Below are 21,614 nucleotides of genomic sequence, written 5' to 3'. Positions count from 1 at the left end.
CGGGAATTACCCGAAGAACTTGCTGAACAGCCCCTTCTTTTCTGACTGCCGATGAACCGATATCTGCTGAACGCCTTTAAGGGCGAGACTGTCCCGTGGATTCAACTTCAGGGCCTTCTGGAACTCGCCTTCCGCCAATCCTTCTCTCCCCTCATCCAGCAGCATCCATCCCCTGAATGAGTACGCTTCCGAATGCTTGCCGTTTTGCAGCGATTTGGCCAACAAGGTTCGTGCCTTGTCGAATGATGCCTTCGAACCTTTGTTTGACGGATTGCTGTATATTGCCCAGGCAAGGAACGCCGAATGCAAAGCAACATCCGGTTCAAGACGATAGGCATCCTGGAACGCCTTCTCGGCATTGGCAAATTCGCTCATCTCCAGGAAAACCTTGCCTGACTGAAACTGCACCTTGGCCTGAAGCTTATCGTCTTGCTTGCCATCTAAGCCAACCTTGTCCGAATGCAGGAGTTCGTCGTAACGCTCCTTAGAAACCACGTTCGACAAGGTATTGTAGGCCGTAGACAACACGGACAACACCTCTTGGGCCATCTCCAGCACCGGCCCGGAAAGCTCCATGAGACGTTCCTGCGAATAAGGTCTTGTCTTGGAAAAATATGAATCCTTCAGGGTGTTGAAGGTAAAAGAACCTGGGGTCATCCCCAACAGCTCATAGTAATTCTTCTCTTTGACATATGAATAATCCCGCTGAACCTGTTGCTCGAAGCTTATTACCGAGCTTAACAGCGGGGCCGCCATCCCTTCATTGCCGACGGCAAGTTCAACCGAACCGGAGATTTCCGCCACCAGATCATCAAAGCGTTCCGATTGCTCCTCAACTCCATTAAGATCTTCCTCGATCGGGCGGTTGTAAAGGGCCTTTATCCGAAAGCCGGCCTCCTCCTCGTCACTCGGGGTCAGATTGAGCGTTACGAAGCGCATCACCTTGAGAAAGTAGCAAAAAGAGGCGGCGGCAGCCCGTTGGGTCCCTTGCCCTACAATCTCATGCAGCAGACGCCGTCCGTTAATCAGATTAAGCGTGGCAATATCATCCTGGCTCATTGATACCAAGTTCGCCTGGCGGTAGAAGTTGGCTGTCCTGGCAGGGAACAGGTGACCAAACCGGGAGAGAAAGCTATCGGCATTAAAACCGAGCGCATGGCCGGCAAAAGCCTCATAGAGAAGCTCCGGCAACTGCAGGGGCACAAGCGGCGGCTCCAGTTCCGGCAGTCCGGGGACAAACTCTGCCGATGTATTTACCATGATGGCATCGAGCAGCGTCCGGACCATAAAGCTGCGGGATTCTTCAACAAGCTCATCATAGGGAAGATATCCGGCCTGGGTAAGAAAGATTCGCCCTTCTCCGCTGACCACAAACAGGTTGCGCTCCTCCAGAGCAAGCTTGCCTCTGGCAACCAGATGCGCCGCAAATTCATCGCGGCTTCTTGACAAGAAAGACACCACCCCGCCCTGCAGGATTGCCAGCGGTGGCCCTTGCCTCAGCTTAAGCGTCCCGTTTTTCCCGGAATAGTAGATATCAACCAGTGTTGAGAGCAAAGTGGCGGATTCGCTGCGGGTCTTGGTCTGCCCGGAAAGGGCTTCGTGAATCGCCTTCAGAAAATGCTGCTGACTGAAGGGCTTTTCCAGGTAATGCGTAACGCCGAGGCGCCTCGCCCCTTCTGCAAACTTCTCGCCCTTGTAGTAACCGGTCATGATTACCACCGGCAAAGTGGCGCCTCTCGGTGTCCTGCGCAACCTCTGCAGCACTTCGATCCCGCTTACTTCGGGCAGTCTCAGATCAAGCACCAGAAGATCGACTTCCCGGGAAGCCAGCATGTTCAGAGCTTCGGCGCCGTTTTTCGCCAAAAGCACTTCATGCCCCTGAGCGACAAGAAACCGCTCCAGCATATGAGCAAGAGCTTCGTTATCTTCCGTCAGTAAAATTCGGGTGGTCATTGCGCAATCCCGGAACATCTCCAGATGAGGAAATATTCCTGCCTTTATTTTTCAGATACTTTGTCACAGCTATGTTGTGTTGGTCAAGCGTCGTTGAAAAAAAATGAGTGCCGTCTCTTTTGGCAACAAAGTAATAATATGGCGAAGTTTGCGGCTTCATGGCAGCCTGAATCGCCCCGGCGCTCGGATTGCCGATTGGTCCCGGAGGAAGCCCCTTTATCCGGTAGGTATTGTACGGAGAGAGCCGATGAACATCATCTCCGGAAACTTTCCCGGCAAACGGCCTGACGCCGTAGACAGCTGTAGGGTCGCTCTGCAGCCGCATCCCCTTCCGGAGACGGTTGTAAAACACCGAGGCAATAAGCGGTCGCTCTTTCGGATCAACAGCCTCCTTTTCAACAATGGAGGCCATGGTCACCAGTCGATGACGAGCGCTGCCCCGCGCAAGCTGGGGAGACAGCTGGCCGCAAGCCTTTTCAAACTGGCGCAACATCATTCGCACAGTATCCACAGGTTTCATGTTCGGCATTATATTGTAGGTTGCCGGGAACAGATACCCTTCAACCGTATTTCCCGGGATACCAAACTCCTGCATCACCCCTTTATCACTGCAAGCTGCTAGAAAATCAACCTTGGGGTGGATCCGGCGGCTCTCCAGAAGCTCGGCCAGTTGGTAGATCGAATACCCCTCAGGCACGGCAAAACGATTGGCATATATTTCTCCGGCAACCATCTTGCGCAGGATTTCGCTAAGGGACATCCCATCGTTCAACTGATAGGTACCGGCCTGCACCTGACCATCAATTCCTTTGATTCTCGCCAGGACAACAAGGAGTGTGGCACTGCGAATTACTCCCTTGCGTTTCATCTCCGCTGCGGCGCGCGCCAAAGGGGCCCCTTTCCCGCAATCAACCAGCTGAACATTTGAGCCATCCCCTGGCGGAAGCATCAGGCAACTTACGGCAACCATCGCAACCAGAGCCGATGCCACAATGGCCGAGACAACAGGCTTACGGTACTGTTGCGGAAAAAGTCTGCCCAAAGCTGGTCTCATCCCTTGAATTTGCTCTCAGTGCCGCTTTTCAAGCGGCTGATATTCTCGCGATGCTTCCAGATAACAATGGTGGCAATGGCGATTGACATGAGGAAGATCAGTCCCCTCCGATCAATAAGAGCCACCAGCAGAGGCATAGCGGCCGCCGCCGTTATCGAACCAAGTGATACATAGCGCCACTTCCAGAGCATCAGCGCAAAGATCACCACGGCACCGGCCACCGATAGCGGAGAAAGCGCCAGGAACACGCCAAGGGCAGTGGCAACCCCTTTCCCCCCCTTGAATCGCAGAAAAACGGTATAGACATGCCCGGCGAATGCGGCAAAGGCAGTCAGGGCGAGCCACCCCTCCGTGACCCCGAAATGCCGCGCGACCAGGACCGGGACAACCCCCTTGAGGCAGTCCCCCAGCAATGTCAAGACGCCCACCTTCCAACCCAGGGTACGACTGACATTGGTTGCCCCAATGTTGCCACTGCCGGTGGTCCGGATATCAACGCCACCCATCAGGCGCGCCAGCAGCAATCCGGTCGGGATGGAGCCCACAAGGTAAGCGGCTATTACAATAATGAGTTCAACTGTCACTTATTGCTCCTGACAACGTGATACAAAAAAAACAGGGCATGGTAATGCATTTATTACCCGACTGCAAGCGAGGTCAATCTGTTGCATTGCGTCGGTCCTGCCAGAGAACCAGTGCCGCCATTGCAATGAACACGAGATCGCGACCGATCGCCAGAAGCGGCGGATCCTTGGCCCCCTGCTTGAAGCAGCCGCAATCAATCTCCAGCCCTCTGGCGATGGCAGAGACCATTGCCGCGATAAAAACCAGATTGAGCAGGATGGTGACTGTCGCACCGAGCTTTGCCCGCCAACCGGTAACCAGCACCAAGCCACAGATGATCTCGATCCACGGAATAATCGAAGCAGCAAGGTAATTGCCGAAGTAGGGCAGGAGTCGATAGGCCTCAATGCTACCAGCAAAGGCTTTGGGGTCAGCGACTTTGAGTGCGCCGGCATAGAGAAAAATCGCGCCGAGGACGATCCGGGCAATGGCTACACCGTGCTTGAGGAGCCCGCTGGTCATTGCTTGCCCCCTGCAGTGGGATAGCGGGCATCGCGCCAGGCCGGGAAACCACCGTCGAAATAATAAACCGTTGCGTAACCGGCAGCAAGGAGCTGCTTGCCCAGTTCCACACTGTCCTCGCAGGCATAGCCATTACAGTAGACAACAAGCATGGCGTTATTGGGGATTCGGCCACTGAATTCGGCCACCAGGGTACCGGCCTCCAGCAGCGGCAGGGATATTGCCCCTTTGATATGACCGGCGGCATAGGTGTTCCGGTCGCGGGAATCAATGAAGATCGCTTCCTTCTTGTCGAACAGTTCCTTCACCTGCATCAATCCAAGCGGCAGAGGGATTGCCAACTGAGAAGACCCGGCTGGCGACTTTGCCACCACCTTGCCGCTCCAGGCATTGGCAAGCAGCTTCCAGTTCAGGCCGATGCCGATCATTGATGCAAGAATCACCACCACAATTATTCCCAACAACGACTGTTTAACCTCTGGTTTCACAGCATTTACCCCTCTGTAGTTTTCCGGCAAGCTTATAGTTTCGCCCGTTTCAACAGCAGCGAGTTGGTCACCACCGAGACCGATGACAGTGCCATGGCCAACCCTGCCAGTTCAGGTCTCAGCGTAATACCGAACTTAAAGTACAGCATCCCGGCTGCAACAGGGATCCCAAGGATATTGTAAAACAGTGCCCAGAAAAGGTTCTGTTTGATCTTGGCCAGGGTTGCCCTACCCAGCTTCACCGCCCGGACCACATCCAGCAGGTCATCCCTGATCAGCACAATGTCGCCCGTCTCCTTAGCCACATCGGTACCGCCGCCGATGGCAATGCCGACATCGGCCTGAGCAAGCGCCGGGGCGTCGTTGATCCCGTCGCCAACCATCCCGACAACCAGCCCCTGCCGCTGGTACTCCTGAACCACCTTCTGCTTGCGCTCCGGCAGGACTTCAGCCTCAAATTTGCCAATCCCTGCCTGCGTGGCGATAGCCGCGGCAACAGAGCTGTGGTCGCCGGTGATCATGGTGCAGGGAATACCCAAAAGCTTCAGGTCGTAAATCGCCCGGGCAGAGGTCTCCTTGATCGGATCGCCGAGGGCCGCCAGACCAACCAGCATGCGACCGGCAGCTATCCAGACCAGCGACTTCCCTTCGCGGGCCAGCCTCTCTGCCTGTTCGGACAGCTGGCTTGTTTCCACACCCTCTTCGCTCATCAAACGGCTGTTACCGGCAATGAGGCGCATGCCGTTGTAACTGCAGGAGATGCCGAATCCCCCCCGCTCCTCATAATTGGTCACTTCGCCAAACGATACCCCTCTTTTAGCAGCACCCTCGACAACTGCCTTGGCCAAAGGATGGTTCGATTGTGATTCGGCAGCGGCAAGACATTCCAGGAGTCGCTCCTCGTCAACACCTTTGACCGCAAGCACAGTGCTTAGGGTTGGTCTGCCAACAGTAATGGTACCGGTCTTGTCCAACAAAAGCAGTTGGATGTGGGAAATCTGCTCCAGCACCGATCCCCTTTTTATCAGGATACCCCGGCTGAGGCCAACCCCGCTCCCCACCATGATTGCCGTAGGAGTGGCAAGCCCCATGGCGCAAGGGCAGGCAATGACAATTACGGCAATGGCGAGTTTGAAGGCAAAGAGAAAGCCGTGGCCGCTGAACAAAAACCAACCGGCAAAGGTCATCATGGCAAGCGAGACCACAACCGGTACAAATACAGCCGAAACCCGGTCGGCAAATCTCTGGATCGGCGCCTTGTCTGCCTGGGCATCCTGCACCAGACGGACAATCTGGGCCAGCAAGGTCTCTTCGCCGATCCTGGTGGCGCGAACCCTTATGGTGCCGCTCTGGTTGATAGTTGCCCCGACAACCGCGTCTCCGGCCCGCCTCTCAACCGGCATCGCTTCACCGGTAACCATCGATTCGTCCACCAGGGTGCGACCATCAACCAGCTCGCCGTCAACCGGTATGGTCTCGCCAGGCCTGACAAGCACCACATCGCCGATCTTCAGCTCCGACGCCGCCACATCCCGCTCCGTGCCGTCCACGACAAGCCTTGCCCGGTCGGCCTGCAGCTTAAGGAGCTTTCTCAAAGCCTCGCCGGCCTTGCCCCGGGCACGGGCTTCAAGATACTTTCCCAGGCGGATAAAAGCGATCAGCATGGCAGAGGTCTCAAAGAAAACCCCTTCATGGCTGGCGGAGAGAAAAGCAAACAGCGAGTAGAAGTAAGCTGCCGAAGTCCCCAACGCTACCAGCACATCCATGTTAGCGCTTCTGCTCTTAAGGGCATACCACGAACCCCGGTAAAAGGTCAGACCGGCAGTAAACTGCACAATCGTGGCCAGCACCAGGTTCATCCAGCCGACGGCGCTATTGCCGTGCACGGACATGGTGAGCATTATCGGCAGGGACAGAGCAAGGCTCAAGACAAACCAGTTGCGCTGACGGACAAAAGATTTTTCGTCAGCCGGACCGCTATCACCGGCAACATGAGTCTTTATCCCGTAGCCAAGTTTTTTGACTAGCGCTTCTATTGCCTGTGGCTTGATAACGCCGCTCTCATACTCAACCAACAACTCTTCCATGGCAAAGTTGATCGAGGCATGAATGATGCCGGTGGTGGCAGAGAGTTCCTTCTCGATCCGGGCAGCGCAGTTGACGCACGACATGCCGGTTACGGAGTATCTAAGGCGCCTTGACATCACTCTTCTCCAGCAGCATTGCATGAATGTCATCGCTGCAGATCTTGATTACCGCTGTCAGCGGCACTGCCAGAACAACTCCCCAGAATCCCATGATCTCACCTAAGGCCATCAGGGCAAAGATCACCGCAAGCGGGTTCAGGTGAAGGGCGCCCCGCATCAGGAGCGGCTTGATCAGGTTCCCTTCGACTACCACATGGATCAGAAAATAGACACCACAGATCTTGGGGATCAGCATCAGATCGCCACTGTTCAGATAACCGATCAGTATCGGGGGGATCACCGAGATGGTGGCCCCGATAAAGGGCACAACGGTCGAGAAGCCGGCGATCATGCCGTTGAGCAGCGCGAAATCGACCCCAAGGAGGTACAGAGCCGCCGAGCAGAGTATCCCCACCAGGATGCAGTCCAGCAGCATGGCATAGAGAAAACGCTCCAGAGTCCGGTTGATCTTGTTGCCGATTTTGATCAGACCGCCACGACTGCTGTCAGGCATCAGGCCGATGAGGAATTTTTTTGCCGACTCCTTGTAGCTCAACAGGAAAAAGACCAGGATCGGCGCCAGCAAAAGATCGAACAGGGCAAAACCGAGCCCTTTGACCCGCTCGTACCCCTTGCCGGAGACCTCGGCAGCCAGGTGATTGAGTATTTCCGTGGCTTGTTGCGTCAGCCAGGCAAGTTCATCAGAGGTGTAGTAGAAAGAGAGTTCCGTCCGCCAGGCATTGACCGCACTCTTGAGATTCTGAATGTACCCCGGCAGGGAAAGGGTTAGCAGATCTATCTGGTTGCCGGTGTAGGGGACCAGCACGAAAGAGGCGAAGAAGCACCCGATCAGCACAATCAAATACAACAGGATCAAGGAGAGCCAGCGAGGAAATCCGGCATGCGCCTCCATATATTTCATCAAAGGGTTTAACAGGTAGGCAATCGCCAGGGAGGTGAGAACGGCTGAAAGCGTATGGCGCAGCAACAGGCTGGCAGCGAGCAAAAGGAGAAAAAAGCCCGCCCACAACCAGTAAATGCGCACATGAGCCGATAGCCGTTCCATCTCAGGGATCCTTGTTGAAATCGCCCTTGCGGAGATGCTCAAGAGTGATTTTTACGGCAGCGGCGATCGGTATCGCCAGGAGAATCCCCCAAAACCCCATCAACTCTCCCAAGGCCATGACAAAGATAATGGTAACCAGCGGGTTGAGGTTCATCGCCTCTTTGAAAACCAGCGGCTTGATCAGGTAACCTTCAACGAAATAGATGATTGAAAAAGCGGCAAGAACCGACAGCAGTGAAGACAGGGTCTGGAACTTGATGTAGGCAAAGAACAACGGGGGGATCATTGCCAGGATCACACCAATGAACGGTAGAATTGAAGCGGCACCGGCAAAAAGCCCGTTGAGCAGGGCGTAATCGACATCCAGGAAATAGAGGGCCATCGTTGACAGTACCGCCACAATCAGCGAAACGATCAGCTGCCCCCGGATATAACCGCCGACGCTGCGGTTGATCTCGCTGCTGATCAGCAGGATCAACTCCTTGCGCTGCGGCGGCAGCCAGCGTACCAGCTCACTGTTTATCTCATTTTTATAGTGGAGCATGAAAAAGACTAGGATCGGCGCCAGCAGGAGATTGAACAGGTTGAAGGCAACCTTTGATGCCGCGGAATAGACTCCGGCCCCTAGTTTGCCGGTCATTTTGTCAAGATTGCCGATCAGGGAATCCAGGAGCCATTGCCATTCGGCAGTGCCGAACGACGGCTCATAGCCGTTGCGGAGATTACTCGACAACTGTTTGATCTTCTGGACGTATCCGGGCAGGTTTCTGACAAGTTCCTGCCAACGGGTTGTCAGCAACGGCACCATGAACACGATGAAAAAGAACACCAGTATCGACAGGATCGCGTACAACAGGGCTATGCCGTAATCGCGCCGGATATTCTTCCGCTCCAGAAGCAGCAGCACCGGGTCCAGCAGATAGGCAAAGATAAAAGAAAGCAAAAAGCAGGAGATGGTGTGCTTCATTGAATAGCCGGCAATCGCAATGATCACCGCGCCGATCAGCAGCGCCACCCATACGGCGGAGGAGCGGTTTGTTCTGCTGTCGCTATGCTCACTCATAAGAATCCATAGTCAAATCGATGGGAGAATAGAGGTCATGCTCTTCCAGCCATTGTTTCACCCGTCTGGTGAGCTGAGAGTCCCGGAGAGACTCCAGTTCATCCATCTCTTCCGGATAAAAGGAAAGGATCTCCTCAACTTTGCCGTAAGGGATCTTCCCGCCATATGCCCTGCCGAGCATCTCCTTGAGATGGGCGTTTTCCACTTTCTGGATGAATTCATACAAGAGCAACCGCTCCTGGCCATAATCATAACCGGGTATCGGCAGGTACTGCTCACTGTTTGCCGCCACATCCTGCCAGAACTGGTCGTCATCATAATCGGAAGGGACCAGATAGATCTCACCGGAAAGCCTGTCCAGAATATATACCACATCAGGGTCGGTATTCTCAAACGCATCCAGAAGTTCGTCCCAGATGATATCTACATCGCGTAACACTCCCAAACGTCACTCCTTTACCATCTGCAGCTTTTCCGCTATAGTGTCCCGATGCGCACCATATTCATTGCCGACGCCCACCTCCAGCACGAGAGCGACGCCAGATACCACGCCATGCTCAGCTTCCTTGACGAACTGTGCGGCACCACCGAAACCCTGTACATCATGGGCGACTTCTTCGAATTCTGGCTAGGTTACCCGGAAATTCCGTTTCCGCACTACCTGCCGGTGCTCGAAGCGCTACGCAAACTCCGGGAAAGCGGAACTGACATCATTTATTTTGAAGGAAATCACGATTTCCACATCGGCCCGTTTTTTTCCGAAACCCTGGGAGCACGGATATTTCCCGGGCCTGCCGCTCTGACCATCGCCGGACAAAAAGCCTATCTCTGCCACGGCGATCAGGCAAACCCGGCAGACATCCCATACCGGCTGTTGCGCTTCGTCTTCCACTCATCATTCACCCGCTGGCTGACGAATGTCGTCCCACCGTGGGTAGCATGCGCGATTGCCGATCATATGGGGCGAAAAGGCCGGGAGTACCTGCACCTGAAGGGCGAAAACCCCGCCTTTCGCAACATCCTGATAACACATGCCGCAAAACAGTTTGCCAAGGGCTATGATCTGGTTGTTGCCGGCCATTTCCACATTCCATTCACCGAAACATTCCCGGAAACACCGGGAAAACGGCTGGTTTCGCTCGGGGCGTGGGCTGCCGGACTGCACTACGGCGAACTAATCGATAACGAGATTATTCTGAAACAATACCGCTGACTTACCCCGACCGCTCCAGCCCAAACAGCTCCAGATAATTCGCCACTCGCTGGTCAAGGGTCGGTGCCGCCACCATCTTGCAGATTTCATCCGGGCGGTAGCCGCGACAGACAGTGGGCCGGGCGTCATAGATTGAACAGGTTCCATCACTGCGCAGCTTGAGACAGCGCACCCCCAGAGGTTTTTCCAGGGCGGCAATATCCGGCGCCACGCAACATGTCCCGCAACGCATGCATTCCATAAAGCAACTCAGAAAAACTTATATTTCGGCACGGCAAAAAGCTCCAGATGCAAGGCTTGCGAGGTCTGCGAAGTGAGTCGTAGCCGTAGGCTACGTCGCAGCGACAAAGACCGAGCGCAACACCGCAGATGGACTTTTCCCCGTGCCGTCATTGGAAAAATGCTTCGAGGGCCTGTTCGCCCAGCAAAGAAGCCTTGATCCGCCACTTGGCACCGTTGATAACCAGTGCTGCCACGGCAATCTGCGGATCATTGATCGGCGCATAGGCGGCAAACCAGCTGTAGTGACCAGGTGGATCAGTGCCGCTGATAGAACCGGTCTTGGCAGCGATATCAACGGCTGCCAGCTTTGGCCGGCCCCGCCGGTCGCGGAACACCTTGCGCGAGGTCCCCTGACTGACCGTGGTGGACATCATTCGCGACAACTGATCGGCAGTCTCAGGCGACACGACCCGCCGGACCTGCCGGGACTCGCCGGAAAAAAGCACTTTCCCCTGGCTGCTACGAATCTCGCTGGCAAGAAGTGGCTGGAGCATTACCCCTTTGTTGGCTACTGCGGCCATCATCACCGCGGCATAGAGTGGCGAGATCTTTACGTCCTTGCAGAGCCCCGCGCCCATCAGCATCAAAGCCGACCCATCCTGCGGCTCCGAACTGCAGCTGGATAATACCGGCTCTCCCGGGAGCAGGGTCTGGTTGAACCCGAACCGCTCAATACCGGACATGATGCCGTCCTTGCCAACGACGTCATTCGCCAACCGGCCAAAAACCGGATTCACCGATTTGCCCATCGCGGTGGTCAGGTCCATCTCCTGGTTGCCGCGCTTTGCCCCGGTTTCCCAATAGCGGGGGTTTTCCGAGGTGAGTCGCCCTCGAAACGGCACGACCGTCTGGGGAGTGACCTTGCGTTGTTCCAGAGCAGCGGCAGCAGTGATTATCTTGAACAGCGAGGCCATGGGATACAGATTATAAGGCGCTTGGGCCTCCCAGCCGGCATCCGCCTCTGAGTGGGACGCAAGGGCAAGAATCCGACCGGTTTTCGGCTCTATGGCGACAAAAACGCCGTATGGAACTCGATACTCTGCCATGACCTTGCGTACCCGGTCCTGCAGTTCAGGGTTTATCGCGTAATAGACGGTTAAACCGTCGGTACGGTCAGCCCGGTACCGGCTGCCATCGAAGGATGCAGACGCTAGCGCCTCTCGGGCAAGCCGGAACGAGTTTTCAGAATCTGCTTTCTTTGGCAGAGGTTCCTTGGCCGCCGGCGTTCGACTGACACTGGACAGTGCATTTCCAGCAGAAACCAGGAGATGAAACAGCGGATAGGCGGCCAGAAGACAGGCAATGACAGGCAACAGCAGCTTCAAGCGGCGTTTGCGCTGTGGTGGCTCAGAATCAATACGTTTGAAACTGTTTCGCGGAGGCTCACTGCTCCACGGCACCAGCCTTTTGATTCCACTTTTTTTCTTTATGGTTATATTTTTAATGTCCTGCATAGGCCTGGGAGTATTAGTTAGTTTCGCTTTCAAACGTCAGGAGGGATGAACGTCAGGAACCGGAATAGATGTGGCACTATATGCTATTCTTCGGCGTTTTGTCAATGACAGGCGGCATCATTGCCAGGTCCCTGACGGTCATGCCGGCCAGAGCCTCTGCTCTGCCATGTTCAATCCGGCGCACCACCGCGTCAATACCGGCTGAATCAGCAACCATAGAAGTAAAACCGCTCCCGCCATACCCTCGTAAGGCGGTTAAGATTTCATGCACTGTCAGAGTAGCAATATCACGGGCAGGGAGACAACCGGAGGCATCGGCTCCCCCTTCAAGCAGAAATCCGCGATCGACAAAATAGTGAAACAGGTCCTGGATGATGCGCGTCGGCACATCCAGCTCTTCGGCAATCTCCTCAACGCTCCGTGCCGGGCTCCCCGCTACAAACGCAGCAGCGATTATCCTGAAAAGCGAAAGAGCAAGGTATTCCTGCATGGCATGGTCCGGAGCCATCCGCAACCCCCTGCGGCAACTCCTGAGGGTCTGATGCGCCCAGGCGACTTCCCCGCCAAACAGCACCACTACCCAACTGGTGTAGATCCACACCATTACCAGTGGAACCAGCGACAAAGCGCCATAAATGGCATTGTACCTGGTGACCCCCATCTGGAAGTGGATGTAGCACCACTGGGCCAGTTGCCAGAGAGTGCCTGCCAGCACCCCGCCGATCAGCGCCGAGCTAAAGCGCACCTTGGTGTTGGGGATGAAAACATAAAAGAATATCAGGGCCAGCCAGATACTCAGATACGGGATGAACCCCAAACCATGGAAAACAAAGGCGCCAAGATAGGGAACATGCAGCAGCCACAGGACAACGGCCTGACTCTTCAGGCTCGTGGTAATGCTGGCGGCAGCCAGCATCAACAGCGGCGCAGCAAGGGCAACACTGAGGTAGTCGGTAAACTTGCGATAGAGGGAGCGGGTTTCAGATACCCCCCAGATATCGTTGAAGGCTTCCTCGATGGAATCGAACAGCGAAACCGCAGTAATAACCAGCGCCAACAGGCCGACAATCCCCAGCGAGGCCACGTTCGTATTGTTTATATACTGAATGATCTTTGCTACCGCTTTTTCGGAACCGGCAGCCACCTGTTGCACAATCAAAGGTTCCAAGCGATTCTGGATGCTGAATCCCTTAAGAACGGCAAATACCAGGGCGAGAAACGGCACAAGCGACAGTATGGTCGTATAACTGAGGGCTGAAGCCTTCAACGGGCAACGGTCAGCCAGGAAATCCTTGGCGGCAACCACCAGAATCTGAGCTATTTTAATACCATGGCCGAGTGCCCCCGGATACTTTTCCGGGTGGAGACCGAGAAGCTCTGAGATCGCTTTTTCTATTTTCGAGTCAAGAGCCATATCTGAAACCTGCGACCTGTTTACAAAAAAAGGGCGCCAGCAACGCGCCCCTTTCCAGTGCCGTAATGAGCAGCTATTACACTCCCCGGTACTTTTCTTTTTCCCGCTCGATCGCCTCTTTGCCGGCTTCGATTGCCGAAGAGAGGATCGAAGTCTTCTCTTTCAGCACTTCCTTACCATCGTCAAGGGTGGTCTTGATCTTGTCCTGAGCCTCGACCACATACTCCTTGATCTTGCCCACGGCATCCTCAGTAAGACCGGCAATTTTCTCCCTGATCTCCTTGCCGGTTTTCGGAGACGCCAGAAGCGCCACCCCGGCGCCAACTGCTGCGCCTGCCAGAAAAGAGAGCAGCACGGTCCCCGCGCTTATTCCATTATCATTGTTCGCCATCAGATTTCCTCCTTTTGCGTAGGAATTTTTCAACAGCATATTTTCCAGCCACTTTTGCGCCGGTAACCCAGAGCGATGAGGTTGAAAGCACCCCAGCAACAGAACCCACAACCCCGTTAATGGTACGCAATCCCCTACCGGTATCTCCGATGGCCTCCATGAAGGCAACGACATCCTCCCGCTTCTCAGCGGTTTCATGGACAATCAGATTCAGGTCGGTCAATGTTTCGTGCAACTCCTTGAGCACCGGACGCAGATCAGCCTCAATCCGCTCCAGGGTTTCCCGTGAGGCAACCGCTGACTTTCTGATTTCGAGAAAGGCCGGCACAATTGCAGCTGCAAGCACTACCAATGTCACCGCCATGATCATGACGGCGATGCTTACGATACCCATGTATCCTCCTTATGCAAGATCACATTGCTTCCAAGTATAGAGCAAAATCGGCATATTTCAACAAGACTCTTTCATGTTGGATCACCACTCCTCAATCTCTGCAGCCATCACCTCCACGTCGGGGCGTTCGGCAACGATCCATTCTTCGAGTTTTTCAAGCAGTTGCCGGCTATAGAGCCGGCTGGAGCTGACCGTGACAAAACCGAGCACTGCCGCTGCAGGATCATCCTGGAGATCGACCTCGGCGCTTGCAACGTTGAACCTATTGCGAGCCCTTGCCAGCAGGCTCTTCACAATACCGCGCTTACCCTTCAACGAATGACTGGGGAGAGCAAGAGAAACCTGCAGCACATAGACATGCATTTACGCCATCCTCTCCACTGACTCTAAGGAAGCCTGTGTTGTTTTTGCAATTAACTGCGGCTCTAATGCGTTGCCAGTTGACTTTTCGCTTAAGAATTATATAATTCATCCCATCAAATTGGGTAGCACTAAAAAGGCAAACACCATGTCGATCAACGTAATGATCAATCTGAGCAATCTTGTCCTGAGTAATGCCCTCGCCGAACTCCTAACCAGGGCTCCTGACGGCTACCAGGCATCGGTCAGCAACGGGAAGGTCCACGACAACAGCTTCGAGCCGGAGTTGATGCTTGTCGATGCCGGGTCCCTGAAGCCCGAGGTCTTCACCCGCTGGCCCGCAGCCAAGGTGATCCTGTTCGATACCGGCCTCCAGGAGAACGAGATCATCAGCATCCTCCTGTCGCACAAACTTGACGGAGTTATTGCCACCGACACCGACACCTCCCTGTTTCTCAAAGCGCTGTCGGTAATCCATGCCGGACAGGTCTGGATCGATAATACCAAACTGAAAGCGCTGCTCAACTATGCAGAATCATCGGCACGGGCAAAAAATACCGACAAGATCAGCCGCAAGGAGCAGGAAGTCATCATCCTGGTTTCGCAGGGGTTCAAGAACAAGGAGATCGCCGACAAGCTCAACATCAGCGAACAGACCGTAAAGGCCCATATCAGCCATATCTTCCGCAAGGTAAAGGTCACCAATCGCTCCCAACTCGTGCCGCTGGCCATGAAATACCGACTCCCCCCTCTGTCCTGAAGAAACAACTCAAGCGACCATAAAATGCCGACAGCCAAGTCGGCATTTTCATTTCTCCGCAAAAAATACTACTTTAGATATACCTCTTTTCGCCAGACAACCCCTTTCATGAGAATTACCCCCTAAAGCGCCCAAATAAATAACCACTAGGGCAATTGTTTAATCATTTAACCATGTTAATACATTGGCAAGCCAAGGTGTAATTGTGCACCCCTTCCCATAAGGATCTGACTATGTTTGGCAACAACTCTGATAAGGATCACAGGCCGCTGACCTTCGAGGAGGTAATCGAACAGGAACGGCAGGTTATCGATCCTCATAACGGCCGCGACAAAGGGGGCCATCCCAGTTACACGGCCCTGTGTCTGTCGGGAGGGGGAATCCGCAGCGCCACCTTCAATCTGGGAATCATCCAGGGACTTGCCAAGGCCGGGCTGCTCAAGCAGTTCGACTACCTGTCCACGGTCTCCGGCGGCGGCTATATCGGTGGCTGGCTCAGCGCCTGGATTGCCCGTAGCTGTTTCCCGTATGTCAACCAACAGCTGGCAGCCACGCAAGATATAGAGAAGCCGGGCGAAGAGCCGGAACCGATCCAACAACTGCGGAACTTCAGCAACTATCTCTCGCCCAAACTGGGGCTGATGGATGCCGATACCTGGACCCTGGCAGCCACCTTCATCCGGAACATGCTGCTCAATTGGTCGGTCATCATCCCCCTGATGGCGATACTCCTGATATTGCCCAGATTCATGATCGCCGTGATTGCTGCGGAGCAGGACTTAAAGACCATGTTATATCTCCTGTCCATCGGCGGCATCCTGGTCTTTTTTTCTGTGCTCTATGAGGCAATCGATCTGCCAAGCCTCGGTGATGCCCGGTGGCCGGTGCGCCGTTTCCAGACAGTGTTCCTGGCCCCATTCATCGGCTACGCTGTGGTCTTTGCCATAGTATGGGGATGGTACGTGCAGCTCGGCCCCGATGCCGTGATCAACTCTGCCGGGTTCACTCTTACATCATGCCAGAAAGAGTATCTGCGCGATCTAAAGTGGCCATTTGCGGCATTCGGCGCCATATTTCACGTCGTCGCCTGGCTAACCGGGCTCAGCATCGCCGCCATCCAACGCAAAAAGATGCCAGCTATCGGGCGCATCGTCTGCTTTCTCGTCTCGGCAGCGCTGTCGGGAGCAGTGGGCGGCTATCTCCTCATCCGCTCCGCCGAGAGCATCAGCCATCTCATCCCCGATGATATCCCGGCTTACGCCTGCTTTGCCGCACCGCTTTTCATTGGGGCCTTCCTCACTGCCGGACTGCTGCAGGTTGCAATTGTCAACGCCGTGACTGAAGAAACCGACCGCGAGTGGTGGGCCAGTTCAGCTGCCAGACCGCTCATCATAACCTGCATCTGGCTTGTCGGTTCGGCGCTGGTCTACTACGGCCCGCAACTACTTTTCACCAAGATTACTACCCTGCAGAGCACCGCCGTCAGCCTGTTCGGCATCCTGTCCGGCGCAGTCACCGCATTCTGCGGCCACAGTGACAGCACCTCGGCAACTGCGGAAAAGAGCCGCAGCTGGCAAAAACTGGGCATCGACATGCTGATGTCGCTGGCAGCAGTGCTGTTCATAGCAATCTTTCTCATTCTGCTCACCCTGGGCACCAGCTGGTTGCTCGAAAAGCACCCGGTCAACTTTTCCGTCGATCATCACATCCTGCAGCTGCATTACGGCAATCGGGACCAGATGCTGTTTCCCACCTTCCTGGGTTTACTCTTCTTCGGAGGGTTCATGGGCTTCTTCGTGCATATCAACCGTTTTTCGCTGCACTGCATGTATCGCAACCGGCTGATCAGGGCTTATCTGGGCGCATCACGAAGGCAGCCGGAAGCGCAGGACCCGGGAGAGCAGCGGGATTTCAAAAAAGAGAGGGAAATCCGGGAAAGAGAAAACCAGCGTGACCCCAACAAACTGACCGGCTTTGACCAAAAGGACAACATCAAGATGACCGGTCTTGAGGCACGACCGTTTCACATCGTCAATATCGCCCTTAATCTTGCCGGCGATGAAAAACTCTCCTGGCAGCAACGCAAGGCAGAGTCGTTTACCATCAGTCCGCTGCATGCCGGGGGCAAAGGGGTCAAATACCGGCCGATCAAGGAATACTCTGCCAGAAAATCGATCTGTCTCAGTCCGGATGAAGGCTTGAGCCTGGGAACCGCCATAGCCATCTCCGGAGCGGCGGCCAGCCCGAACATGGGCTACCACTCTTCTCCTCTGGTCACCTTTATCATGGCGCTGTTCAACCTGCGGCTCGGCTGGTGGCTTGGCAATCCAGGCCCCTGCGGGAGCCGGACCTGGCGCAGCTCAGGCCCGAAATGGTCGGCCGGGATCATGTTCCGCGAGATGTTCGGCCGCACCTCAGATCATTACAAGTACGTCTACCTCTCAGACGGCGGCCATTTTGAAAACCTCGGACTCTATGAAATGGCGCTGCGTCGCTGTCGACAAATTGTCGTCATCGACGCCGGTTGCGACGAAAAAAAACATTTTGAAGACCTGGGCAACGCCATCCGCAAAATACGGATCGACCTATTCGCCACAGTAACGCTGGACCTGAAACCGATCATCAAATGGGGCAGGCGGTATGTCACCGGCACCATCGACTATCCGGCAATACCCGGGCAAGCGGCCATGCAAGGAAGGATCGTCTACATCAAACCGGTCGTCAACGGTAACGAACCGCCAGATATCCTCAATTACCGCAAGCAAAACACGGTATTCCCCCACGAACCGACATCGGACCAGTGGTTCAGCGAGTCGCAGTTCGAGAGTTACCGGATGCTCGGTTTCCATACGATCAAAGAGATTCTGCGAGACAACTGGCAGTGCCCGTCAATCGACCGCTTTGGCTGAAATTCTCTGGAATCAGGCAAGGTACATCATGCAATGCAAGGAGACAAATCATGGGGGTATTCGATCTGGTATTCGAAGGCGGCGGCGCCAAGGGGACGGCATTTGTCGGCGCCATTGAGGAGTTTGAGCAACGCGGCCACACAGCGCGCCGCTTTGTCGGCACTTCTGCCGGGGCCATCACCGCCACGCTCATGGCCGCCGGTTACAATGCCAAAGCGATGAAAGCAGCTACTACCGAGACCTTGCCTAACGGCAAGCCGCGCTTCTCTTCGTTCATGGACATCGCAGCGAAATTCGCTCCCGAAGACATCAAGAACAGCCTTACCTACACCATCTTTCGCAACGTGGACCTGCCGCTTATCCCGGACTCGGTTGAGAACAGAATCGACAGTTGGCTCATCGACCGGATGATGAAGATCGATGCCTACCGGGAGATCTTCTCTTTTGTCGAACGGGGCGGCCTCTACGCCGGTGACGCCTTCCTCGCCTGGCTCCGGGAAAAGCTCAATAACCGCATCTCAGGCCTCGGCAACCTCAACTTCAAGGAGTTTAGCGAGCAGACCAACTCCGACCTGTCTGTAGTCGCCTCGGACACAAGCTCCCACGACATGCTGATCCTCAACAGCCGTACCGCTCCACAATGCCCAGTTGCCTGGGGGGTACGGATGTCGATGAGCATCCCGTTCCTCTGGCAGGAAGTGCGCTGGCAGAAGGATTGGGGGACGTATCGCGGCAGGGATATCACCGGCCACATCATTGTCGACGGCGGTGTCCTCTCCAACTTCCCGATCTACTACCTCACCTCCGATGATGACGAGGTGCAGGCGGTCATGGGTTCTATCGATCCCAACGCCTGCCCGAACCTGGGGTTGCTGATCGACGAAACGGTCACCGTACCTGGAGCTCTGGCAAAGGAGGACAGACCCGATTCAGCTGATACCGACGACGGGTTGCTGAATCATATCACCCGTCTCAAGACCATCCAGCGTGTCACCAAGATTCTCGACACACTCACCGACGCCCACGACCGCGCCGCCATTGCCGCCCACCAGGACGAAGTCTGCCGGCTCCCGGCCAAAGGGTATGGCACCACCGAGTTCGACATGAGCGCCAAGCGGCTGGATGCCCTAATCGCAGCAGGGAAAGATGCCATGAAAAACCACCTCAGCGCCAGGGGCTTCTGATGCACGACGTTATTCTCCATGCCTTTGACTGGCCCTACCGGGAGATCAGCAGCAATGCGGCAAAGATTGCCGAGATCGGCTACGGAGGCGTGCTGATTCCGCCGCCGCTCTACAGCGACCCTAATGGTCCGGAATGGTGGCAGCGATATCAGCCGAAAGACTACCGGGTGCTCCGCTCGCACCTTGGCCGCAAAACCGGGCTCAGGAATGTGATCAAGGCGTTGCACAAAAACGGGGTAATGGTCTACGCCGACATCGTTTTCAACCACATGGCCAACGAGAGCCGGCCCGACCGGCTCAATTTCCCTGGCAGAGCGGAACTGGAGCGATATCGGAAAGAACGGCGCCAATTCAGCCGTGACCGACTCTACGGCAACCTGGACGAAGGGCTCTTTTCGCCATGGGATTTCCATGCCAGCGGCAATATCGAGAACTGGCTGGACGAGTACCAGTCAACGGAGTACTCACTCTCCGGCCTGCCCGACCTGGAACTGAACGAATGGGTGATCGGCCAGCAGCAGGCCTGCCTTCGGGCGCTGAACGGGCTGGGGTTCGACGGCTACCGGGTCGACGCGGTCAAGCATCTCCCTGACGAACATATCCGCAGAGTATTCGGCACCAGCGACCTGGCGGGGAAATACCTGTTCGGCGAAGCGCTCACTGCCAACGACAATGAAGAGAGGGTTTTTCTCTGGCCCTTGCTGAACGAAACCGGGATGTCATTCTATGATTTCCCGCTGCACGAGACCTTGCGCCGGGTATTCTCTCCCAGCGGCAGCATGCGGGAGCTGATCGACCCCGCTGCCTACGGCCAGGCCCTCCCCTGGCAGCGTAGCGTGACCGTTGCCGTAACCCACGATATCCCAAACAATGACGGTTTCCGCGGCCAGTTGCTGGACCGGCAAGACGAATTCCTGGCCAAGGTCTATATCATGGGTCGGGACGGCGGAGTACCGCTGGTCTATTCCGACCACAACGAGAGTGCGGGCAAATACCCGGAAGACCGTGACCGCTGGGCCAATGCCTGGCAGCGCTCAGACCTGAAGGCGATGGTCGCCTTCCACAACGCCGTTCATGGCCAGCCACAACGGACACTCTTCGAGGATGACGGTTTCCTGGTGTTTGCCCGCGGCTACCGGGGCATTGTTGCCATCAACAAGACCGGCATCTGGCAACACCCCAACATCAGCACCTTCGGCCTTCGCCATGGCCCATACCGATGCATGCTCCATGGCCATCTCATGGAACTGGGCGGCGAAATCTTCACCTTCGGCATCCCACCCCGCCAGGCGCAGCTGTGGCTGGCTGAATAGCACTGGGGGAGAGGTAGATCTACTGGCAATGCTTGAATTCCAGCTTTGAGCAGTTCGGAGACAGTCCAGAGGATTGATTGAATATCCGGAAATATTTCTAAACATCTTTAAGGAGGGCTCACCATGACAATCTGCAATGTCATTATTCTTTCCACCGGCATAATCTTAATGGCTGCTTCATCAGGGCAGTGCGGGATCAATGTCACTCCAAACATAGTTGAAAGGGGAGATACGTTGACTATAACTGCCACCGCTGGAACTCAACTCAGTGAAACGCCAAAAATCACTTGTAGTGGTACGGATGTCGGAAATATTGAATTCAAGCACGACAAAAAGAACTCAAGAATTACTTTCGATGCGCCAACATTGGAAACAAGTGGGGAATGCACTATTACCTTCGGTCAGTTTACCGGAAATTTTACTGTGTATTCAAGAAGTAGCCCATACATAAAGGAAGCTGTGCTCTGGAAACAGAAAGGAATGTCGGACACAGCCATCTTGGGACATATATCCAAAATGGCCACACGTGATTTGGAAGAAAATAAAAAATCTCCTTCAGTGTTTGACGGTGTGTCAATCGAGGGTGATGAGGTAAAGCAACTGAGGGATGCAAGTTTTAGCGAGGACTTCATCACTAAGCTAGAAGGGCAACCGCAATGGGTGACTATTGGGATGGCAGCGATCTTTTTGCCGGATGGCGGCAAAATTACTACAGCGCCGCTGTTGCGAATCATGCTCGAACCCAAGAGCTACTACAAGCCTCGCTATAAATTTGGTCACATTTTTTCTAAAGATTTTTTCTCCGTTGCACGCCAGAAATTCGACGTAAACATCGGCTATACGGTCAGTGCTACTAAGATCGATAGTGAGAATGTCAATTTCCTGCTGACCGGGTTTTCGTATGAGATCAACCCCTCAGCCCTGCTGAATTTCGGTGCTGCGATACCTACGGGGGGTGTCAAGGACAAGAGCGTCACCTCTTATGTCGGCGTTACCGTGGACCAGAACTTTCTCAAGGCAATTGGGCTGATGGAATAGCGAGGT

The 21,614-nt window shown here is 54.9% G+C and carries 21 protein-coding genes; 6 read left to right on the top strand and 15 right to left on the bottom strand.

Annotation, left to right across the window (positions count from 1 at the left end):
* Positions 1 to 6: 6 nt before the first annotated feature.
* The 9 genes from KI809_RS17130 to KI809_RS17090 form a co-directional block, all read right to left on the bottom strand.
* Entirely contained in the window at positions 7 to 1,953 is a 1,947-nt protein-coding gene (locus KI809_RS17130; RefSeq protein WP_214172816.1) for a response regulator, read from the bottom strand.
* Positions 1,922 to 2,995, bottom strand: coding sequence for an endolytic transglycosylase MltG (gene mltG, locus KI809_RS17125; RefSeq protein ID WP_246559478.1), 1,074 nt, complete (start codon positions 2,993 to 2,995; stop codon positions 1,922 to 1,924). Before mltG ends, KI809_RS17130 begins: the two co-directional genes overlap by 32 nt.
* Before the next feature lie 8 nt (positions 2,996 to 3,003).
* Complete coding sequence (gene plsY, locus KI809_RS17120) at positions 3,004 to 3,591, bottom strand: glycerol-3-phosphate 1-O-acyltransferase PlsY (protein ID WP_214172814.1); 588 nt, start codon at positions 3,589 to 3,591, stop codon at positions 3,004 to 3,006.
* A 73-nt stretch (positions 3,592 to 3,664) separates the two neighbouring features.
* Positions 3,665 to 4,093, bottom strand: coding sequence for a MauE/DoxX family redox-associated membrane protein (locus KI809_RS17115; protein WP_214172813.1), 429 nt, complete (start codon positions 4,091 to 4,093; stop codon positions 3,665 to 3,667).
* On the bottom strand, positions 4,090 to 4,581 hold the full coding sequence (locus KI809_RS17110; protein WP_337833333.1) for a rhodanese-like domain-containing protein: 492 nt from the start codon (positions 4,579 to 4,581) through the stop codon (positions 4,090 to 4,092). Before KI809_RS17110 ends, KI809_RS17115 begins: the two co-directional genes overlap by 4 nt.
* A gap of 32 nt (positions 4,582 to 4,613) precedes the next feature.
* Positions 4,614 to 6,785, bottom strand: a complete 2,172-nt coding sequence (locus tag KI809_RS17105) for a heavy metal translocating P-type ATPase (RefSeq protein ID WP_214172812.1) — start codon at positions 6,783 to 6,785, stop codon at positions 4,614 to 4,616.
* Positions 6,769 to 7,833, bottom strand: coding sequence for an AI-2E family transporter (locus KI809_RS17100; protein WP_214172811.1), 1,065 nt, complete (start codon positions 7,831 to 7,833; stop codon positions 6,769 to 6,771). The genes KI809_RS17105 and KI809_RS17100 overlap by 17 nt, the downstream gene beginning before the upstream one ends.
* Before the next feature lies 1 nt (position 7,834).
* Positions 7,835 to 8,896, bottom strand: coding sequence for an AI-2E family transporter (locus KI809_RS17095; protein ID WP_214172810.1), 1,062 nt, complete (start codon positions 8,894 to 8,896; stop codon positions 7,835 to 7,837).
* Entirely contained in the window at positions 8,889 to 9,335 is a 447-nt protein-coding gene (locus KI809_RS17090; RefSeq protein WP_337833334.1) for a UPF0158 family protein, read from the bottom strand. Before KI809_RS17090 ends, KI809_RS17095 begins: the two co-directional genes overlap by 8 nt.
* Before the next feature lie 51 nt (positions 9,336 to 9,386).
* On the opposite strand from KI809_RS17090, the gene KI809_RS17085 reads away from it, so the two are divergent.
* The gene (locus KI809_RS17085) at positions 9,387 to 10,109 is read left to right on the top strand and encodes a UDP-2,3-diacylglucosamine diphosphatase (protein ID WP_214172808.1); all 723 of its coding nucleotides are present in this window, start codon (positions 9,387 to 9,389) and stop codon (positions 10,107 to 10,109) included.
* Position 10,110: 1 nt separating this feature from the next.
* On the opposite strand, the gene KI809_RS17080 is transcribed toward KI809_RS17085, so the two are convergent.
* The 6 genes from KI809_RS17080 to KI809_RS17055 all read right to left on the bottom strand — a co-directional run bounded on the left by KI809_RS17080 (position 10,111) and on the right by KI809_RS17055 (position 14,407).
* Entirely contained in the window at positions 10,111 to 10,350 is a 240-nt protein-coding gene (locus KI809_RS17080; protein WP_214172807.1) for a YkgJ family cysteine cluster protein, read from the bottom strand.
* 148 nt (positions 10,351 to 10,498) lie between these two features.
* The gene (locus tag KI809_RS17075; RefSeq protein WP_337833332.1) at positions 10,499 to 11,791 is read right to left on the bottom strand and encodes a penicillin-binding transpeptidase domain-containing protein; all 1,293 of its coding nucleotides are present in this window, start codon (positions 11,789 to 11,791) and stop codon (positions 10,499 to 10,501) included.
* 130 nt (positions 11,792 to 11,921) lie between these two features.
* The gene (locus KI809_RS17070) at positions 11,922 to 13,259 is read right to left on the bottom strand and encodes a YihY/virulence factor BrkB family protein (RefSeq protein WP_214172805.1); all 1,338 of its coding nucleotides are present in this window, start codon (positions 13,257 to 13,259) and stop codon (positions 11,922 to 11,924) included.
* Positions 13,260 to 13,335: 76 nt separating this feature from the next.
* On the bottom strand, positions 13,336 to 13,650 hold the full coding sequence (locus KI809_RS17065) for a YtxH domain-containing protein (RefSeq protein WP_214172804.1): 315 nt from the start codon (positions 13,648 to 13,650) through the stop codon (positions 13,336 to 13,338).
* Complete coding sequence (locus KI809_RS17060) at positions 13,637 to 14,044, bottom strand: DUF948 domain-containing protein (protein WP_214172803.1); 408 nt, start codon at positions 14,042 to 14,044, stop codon at positions 13,637 to 13,639. The genes KI809_RS17065 and KI809_RS17060 overlap by 14 nt, the downstream gene beginning before the upstream one ends.
* 81 nt (positions 14,045 to 14,125) lie before the next feature.
* The gene (locus KI809_RS17055; RefSeq protein WP_214172802.1) at positions 14,126 to 14,407 is read right to left on the bottom strand and encodes a DUF503 domain-containing protein; all 282 of its coding nucleotides are present in this window, start codon (positions 14,405 to 14,407) and stop codon (positions 14,126 to 14,128) included.
* A gap of 145 nt (positions 14,408 to 14,552) precedes the next feature.
* Between KI809_RS17055 and KI809_RS17050 the strand changes: the two genes are divergently transcribed.
* From KI809_RS17050 to KI809_RS17030, 5 genes are all read left to right on the top strand, one after another.
* Complete coding sequence (locus KI809_RS17050) at positions 14,553 to 15,164, top strand: helix-turn-helix transcriptional regulator (RefSeq protein WP_214172801.1); 612 nt, start codon at positions 14,553 to 14,555, stop codon at positions 15,162 to 15,164.
* Positions 15,165 to 15,397: 233 nt separating this feature from the next.
* Positions 15,398 to 18,073, top strand: a complete 2,676-nt coding sequence (locus KI809_RS17045; RefSeq protein WP_214172800.1) for a patatin-like phospholipase family protein — start codon at positions 15,398 to 15,400, stop codon at positions 18,071 to 18,073.
* Positions 18,074 to 18,123: 50 nt separating this feature from the next.
* Positions 18,124 to 19,257 (top strand): patatin-like phospholipase family protein, encoded by a 1,134-nt coding sequence (locus tag KI809_RS17040; RefSeq protein ID WP_214172799.1) that lies wholly within the window; start codon positions 18,124 to 18,126, stop codon positions 19,255 to 19,257.
* Positions 19,257 to 20,570, top strand: a complete 1,314-nt coding sequence (locus KI809_RS17035) for an alpha-amylase family protein (protein ID WP_214172798.1) — start codon at positions 19,257 to 19,259, stop codon at positions 20,568 to 20,570. Before KI809_RS17040 ends, KI809_RS17035 begins: the two co-directional genes overlap by 1 nt.
* Positions 20,571 to 20,693: 123 nt before the next feature.
* Entirely contained in the window at positions 20,694 to 21,608 is a 915-nt protein-coding gene (locus tag KI809_RS17030; protein WP_214172797.1) for a hypothetical protein, read from the top strand.
* Positions 21,609 to 21,614 lie beyond the last annotated feature (6 nt).

This window comes from Geoanaerobacter pelophilus, assembly GCF_018476885.1.
Lineage (GTDB): Bacteria > Desulfobacterota > Desulfuromonadia > Geobacterales > DSM-12255 > Geoanaerobacter > Geoanaerobacter pelophilus.
This window is presented reverse-complemented; position numbering and strand designations above follow the sequence as displayed.

Coding starts and splice junctions, on each gene's coding strand:
- KI809_RS17065 (WP_214172804.1), bottom strand. CDS start 13,650: ATGGCGAACAATGATAATGGAATAAGCGCGGGGACCGTGCTGCTCTCT.
- KI809_RS17105 (WP_214172812.1), bottom strand. CDS start 6,785: ATGTCAAGGCGCCTTAGATACTCCGTAACCGGCATGTCGTGCGTCAAC.
- KI809_RS17095 (WP_214172810.1), bottom strand. CDS start 8,896: ATGAGTGAGCATAGCGACAGCAGAACAAACCGCTCCTCCGCCGTATGG.
- KI809_RS17050 (WP_214172801.1), top strand. CDS start 14,553: ATGTCGATCAACGTAATGATCAATCTGAGCAATCTTGTCCTGAGTAAT.
- KI809_RS17035 (WP_214172798.1), top strand. CDS start 19,257: ATGCACGACGTTATTCTCCATGCCTTTGACTGGCCCTACCGGGAGATC.
- KI809_RS17115 (WP_214172813.1), bottom strand. CDS start 4,093: ATGACCAGCGGGCTCCTCAAGCACGGTGTAGCCATTGCCCGGATCGTC.
- KI809_RS17085 (WP_214172808.1), top strand. CDS start 9,387: ATGCGCACCATATTCATTGCCGACGCCCACCTCCAGCACGAGAGCGAC.
- KI809_RS17130 (WP_214172816.1), bottom strand. CDS start 1,953: ATGACCACCCGAATTTTACTGACGGAAGATAACGAAGCTCTTGCTCAT.
- KI809_RS17060 (WP_214172803.1), bottom strand. CDS start 14,044: ATGGGTATCGTAAGCATCGCCGTCATGATCATGGCGGTGACATTGGTA.
- KI809_RS17100 (WP_214172811.1), bottom strand. CDS start 7,833: ATGGAACGGCTATCGGCTCATGTGCGCATTTACTGGTTGTGGGCGGGC.
- KI809_RS17030 (WP_214172797.1), top strand. CDS start 20,694: ATGACAATCTGCAATGTCATTATTCTTTCCACCGGCATAATCTTAATG.
- KI809_RS17080 (WP_214172807.1), bottom strand. CDS start 10,350: ATGGAATGCATGCGTTGCGGGACATGTTGCGTGGCGCCGGATATTGCC.
- KI809_RS17040 (WP_214172799.1), top strand. CDS start 18,124: ATGGGGGTATTCGATCTGGTATTCGAAGGCGGCGGCGCCAAGGGGACG.
- KI809_RS17070 (WP_214172805.1), bottom strand. CDS start 13,259: ATGGCTCTTGACTCGAAAATAGAAAAAGCGATCTCAGAGCTTCTCGGT.
- KI809_RS17045 (WP_214172800.1), top strand. CDS start 15,398: ATGTTTGGCAACAACTCTGATAAGGATCACAGGCCGCTGACCTTCGAG.
- KI809_RS17055 (WP_214172802.1), bottom strand. CDS start 14,407: ATGCATGTCTATGTGCTGCAGGTTTCTCTTGCTCTCCCCAGTCATTCG.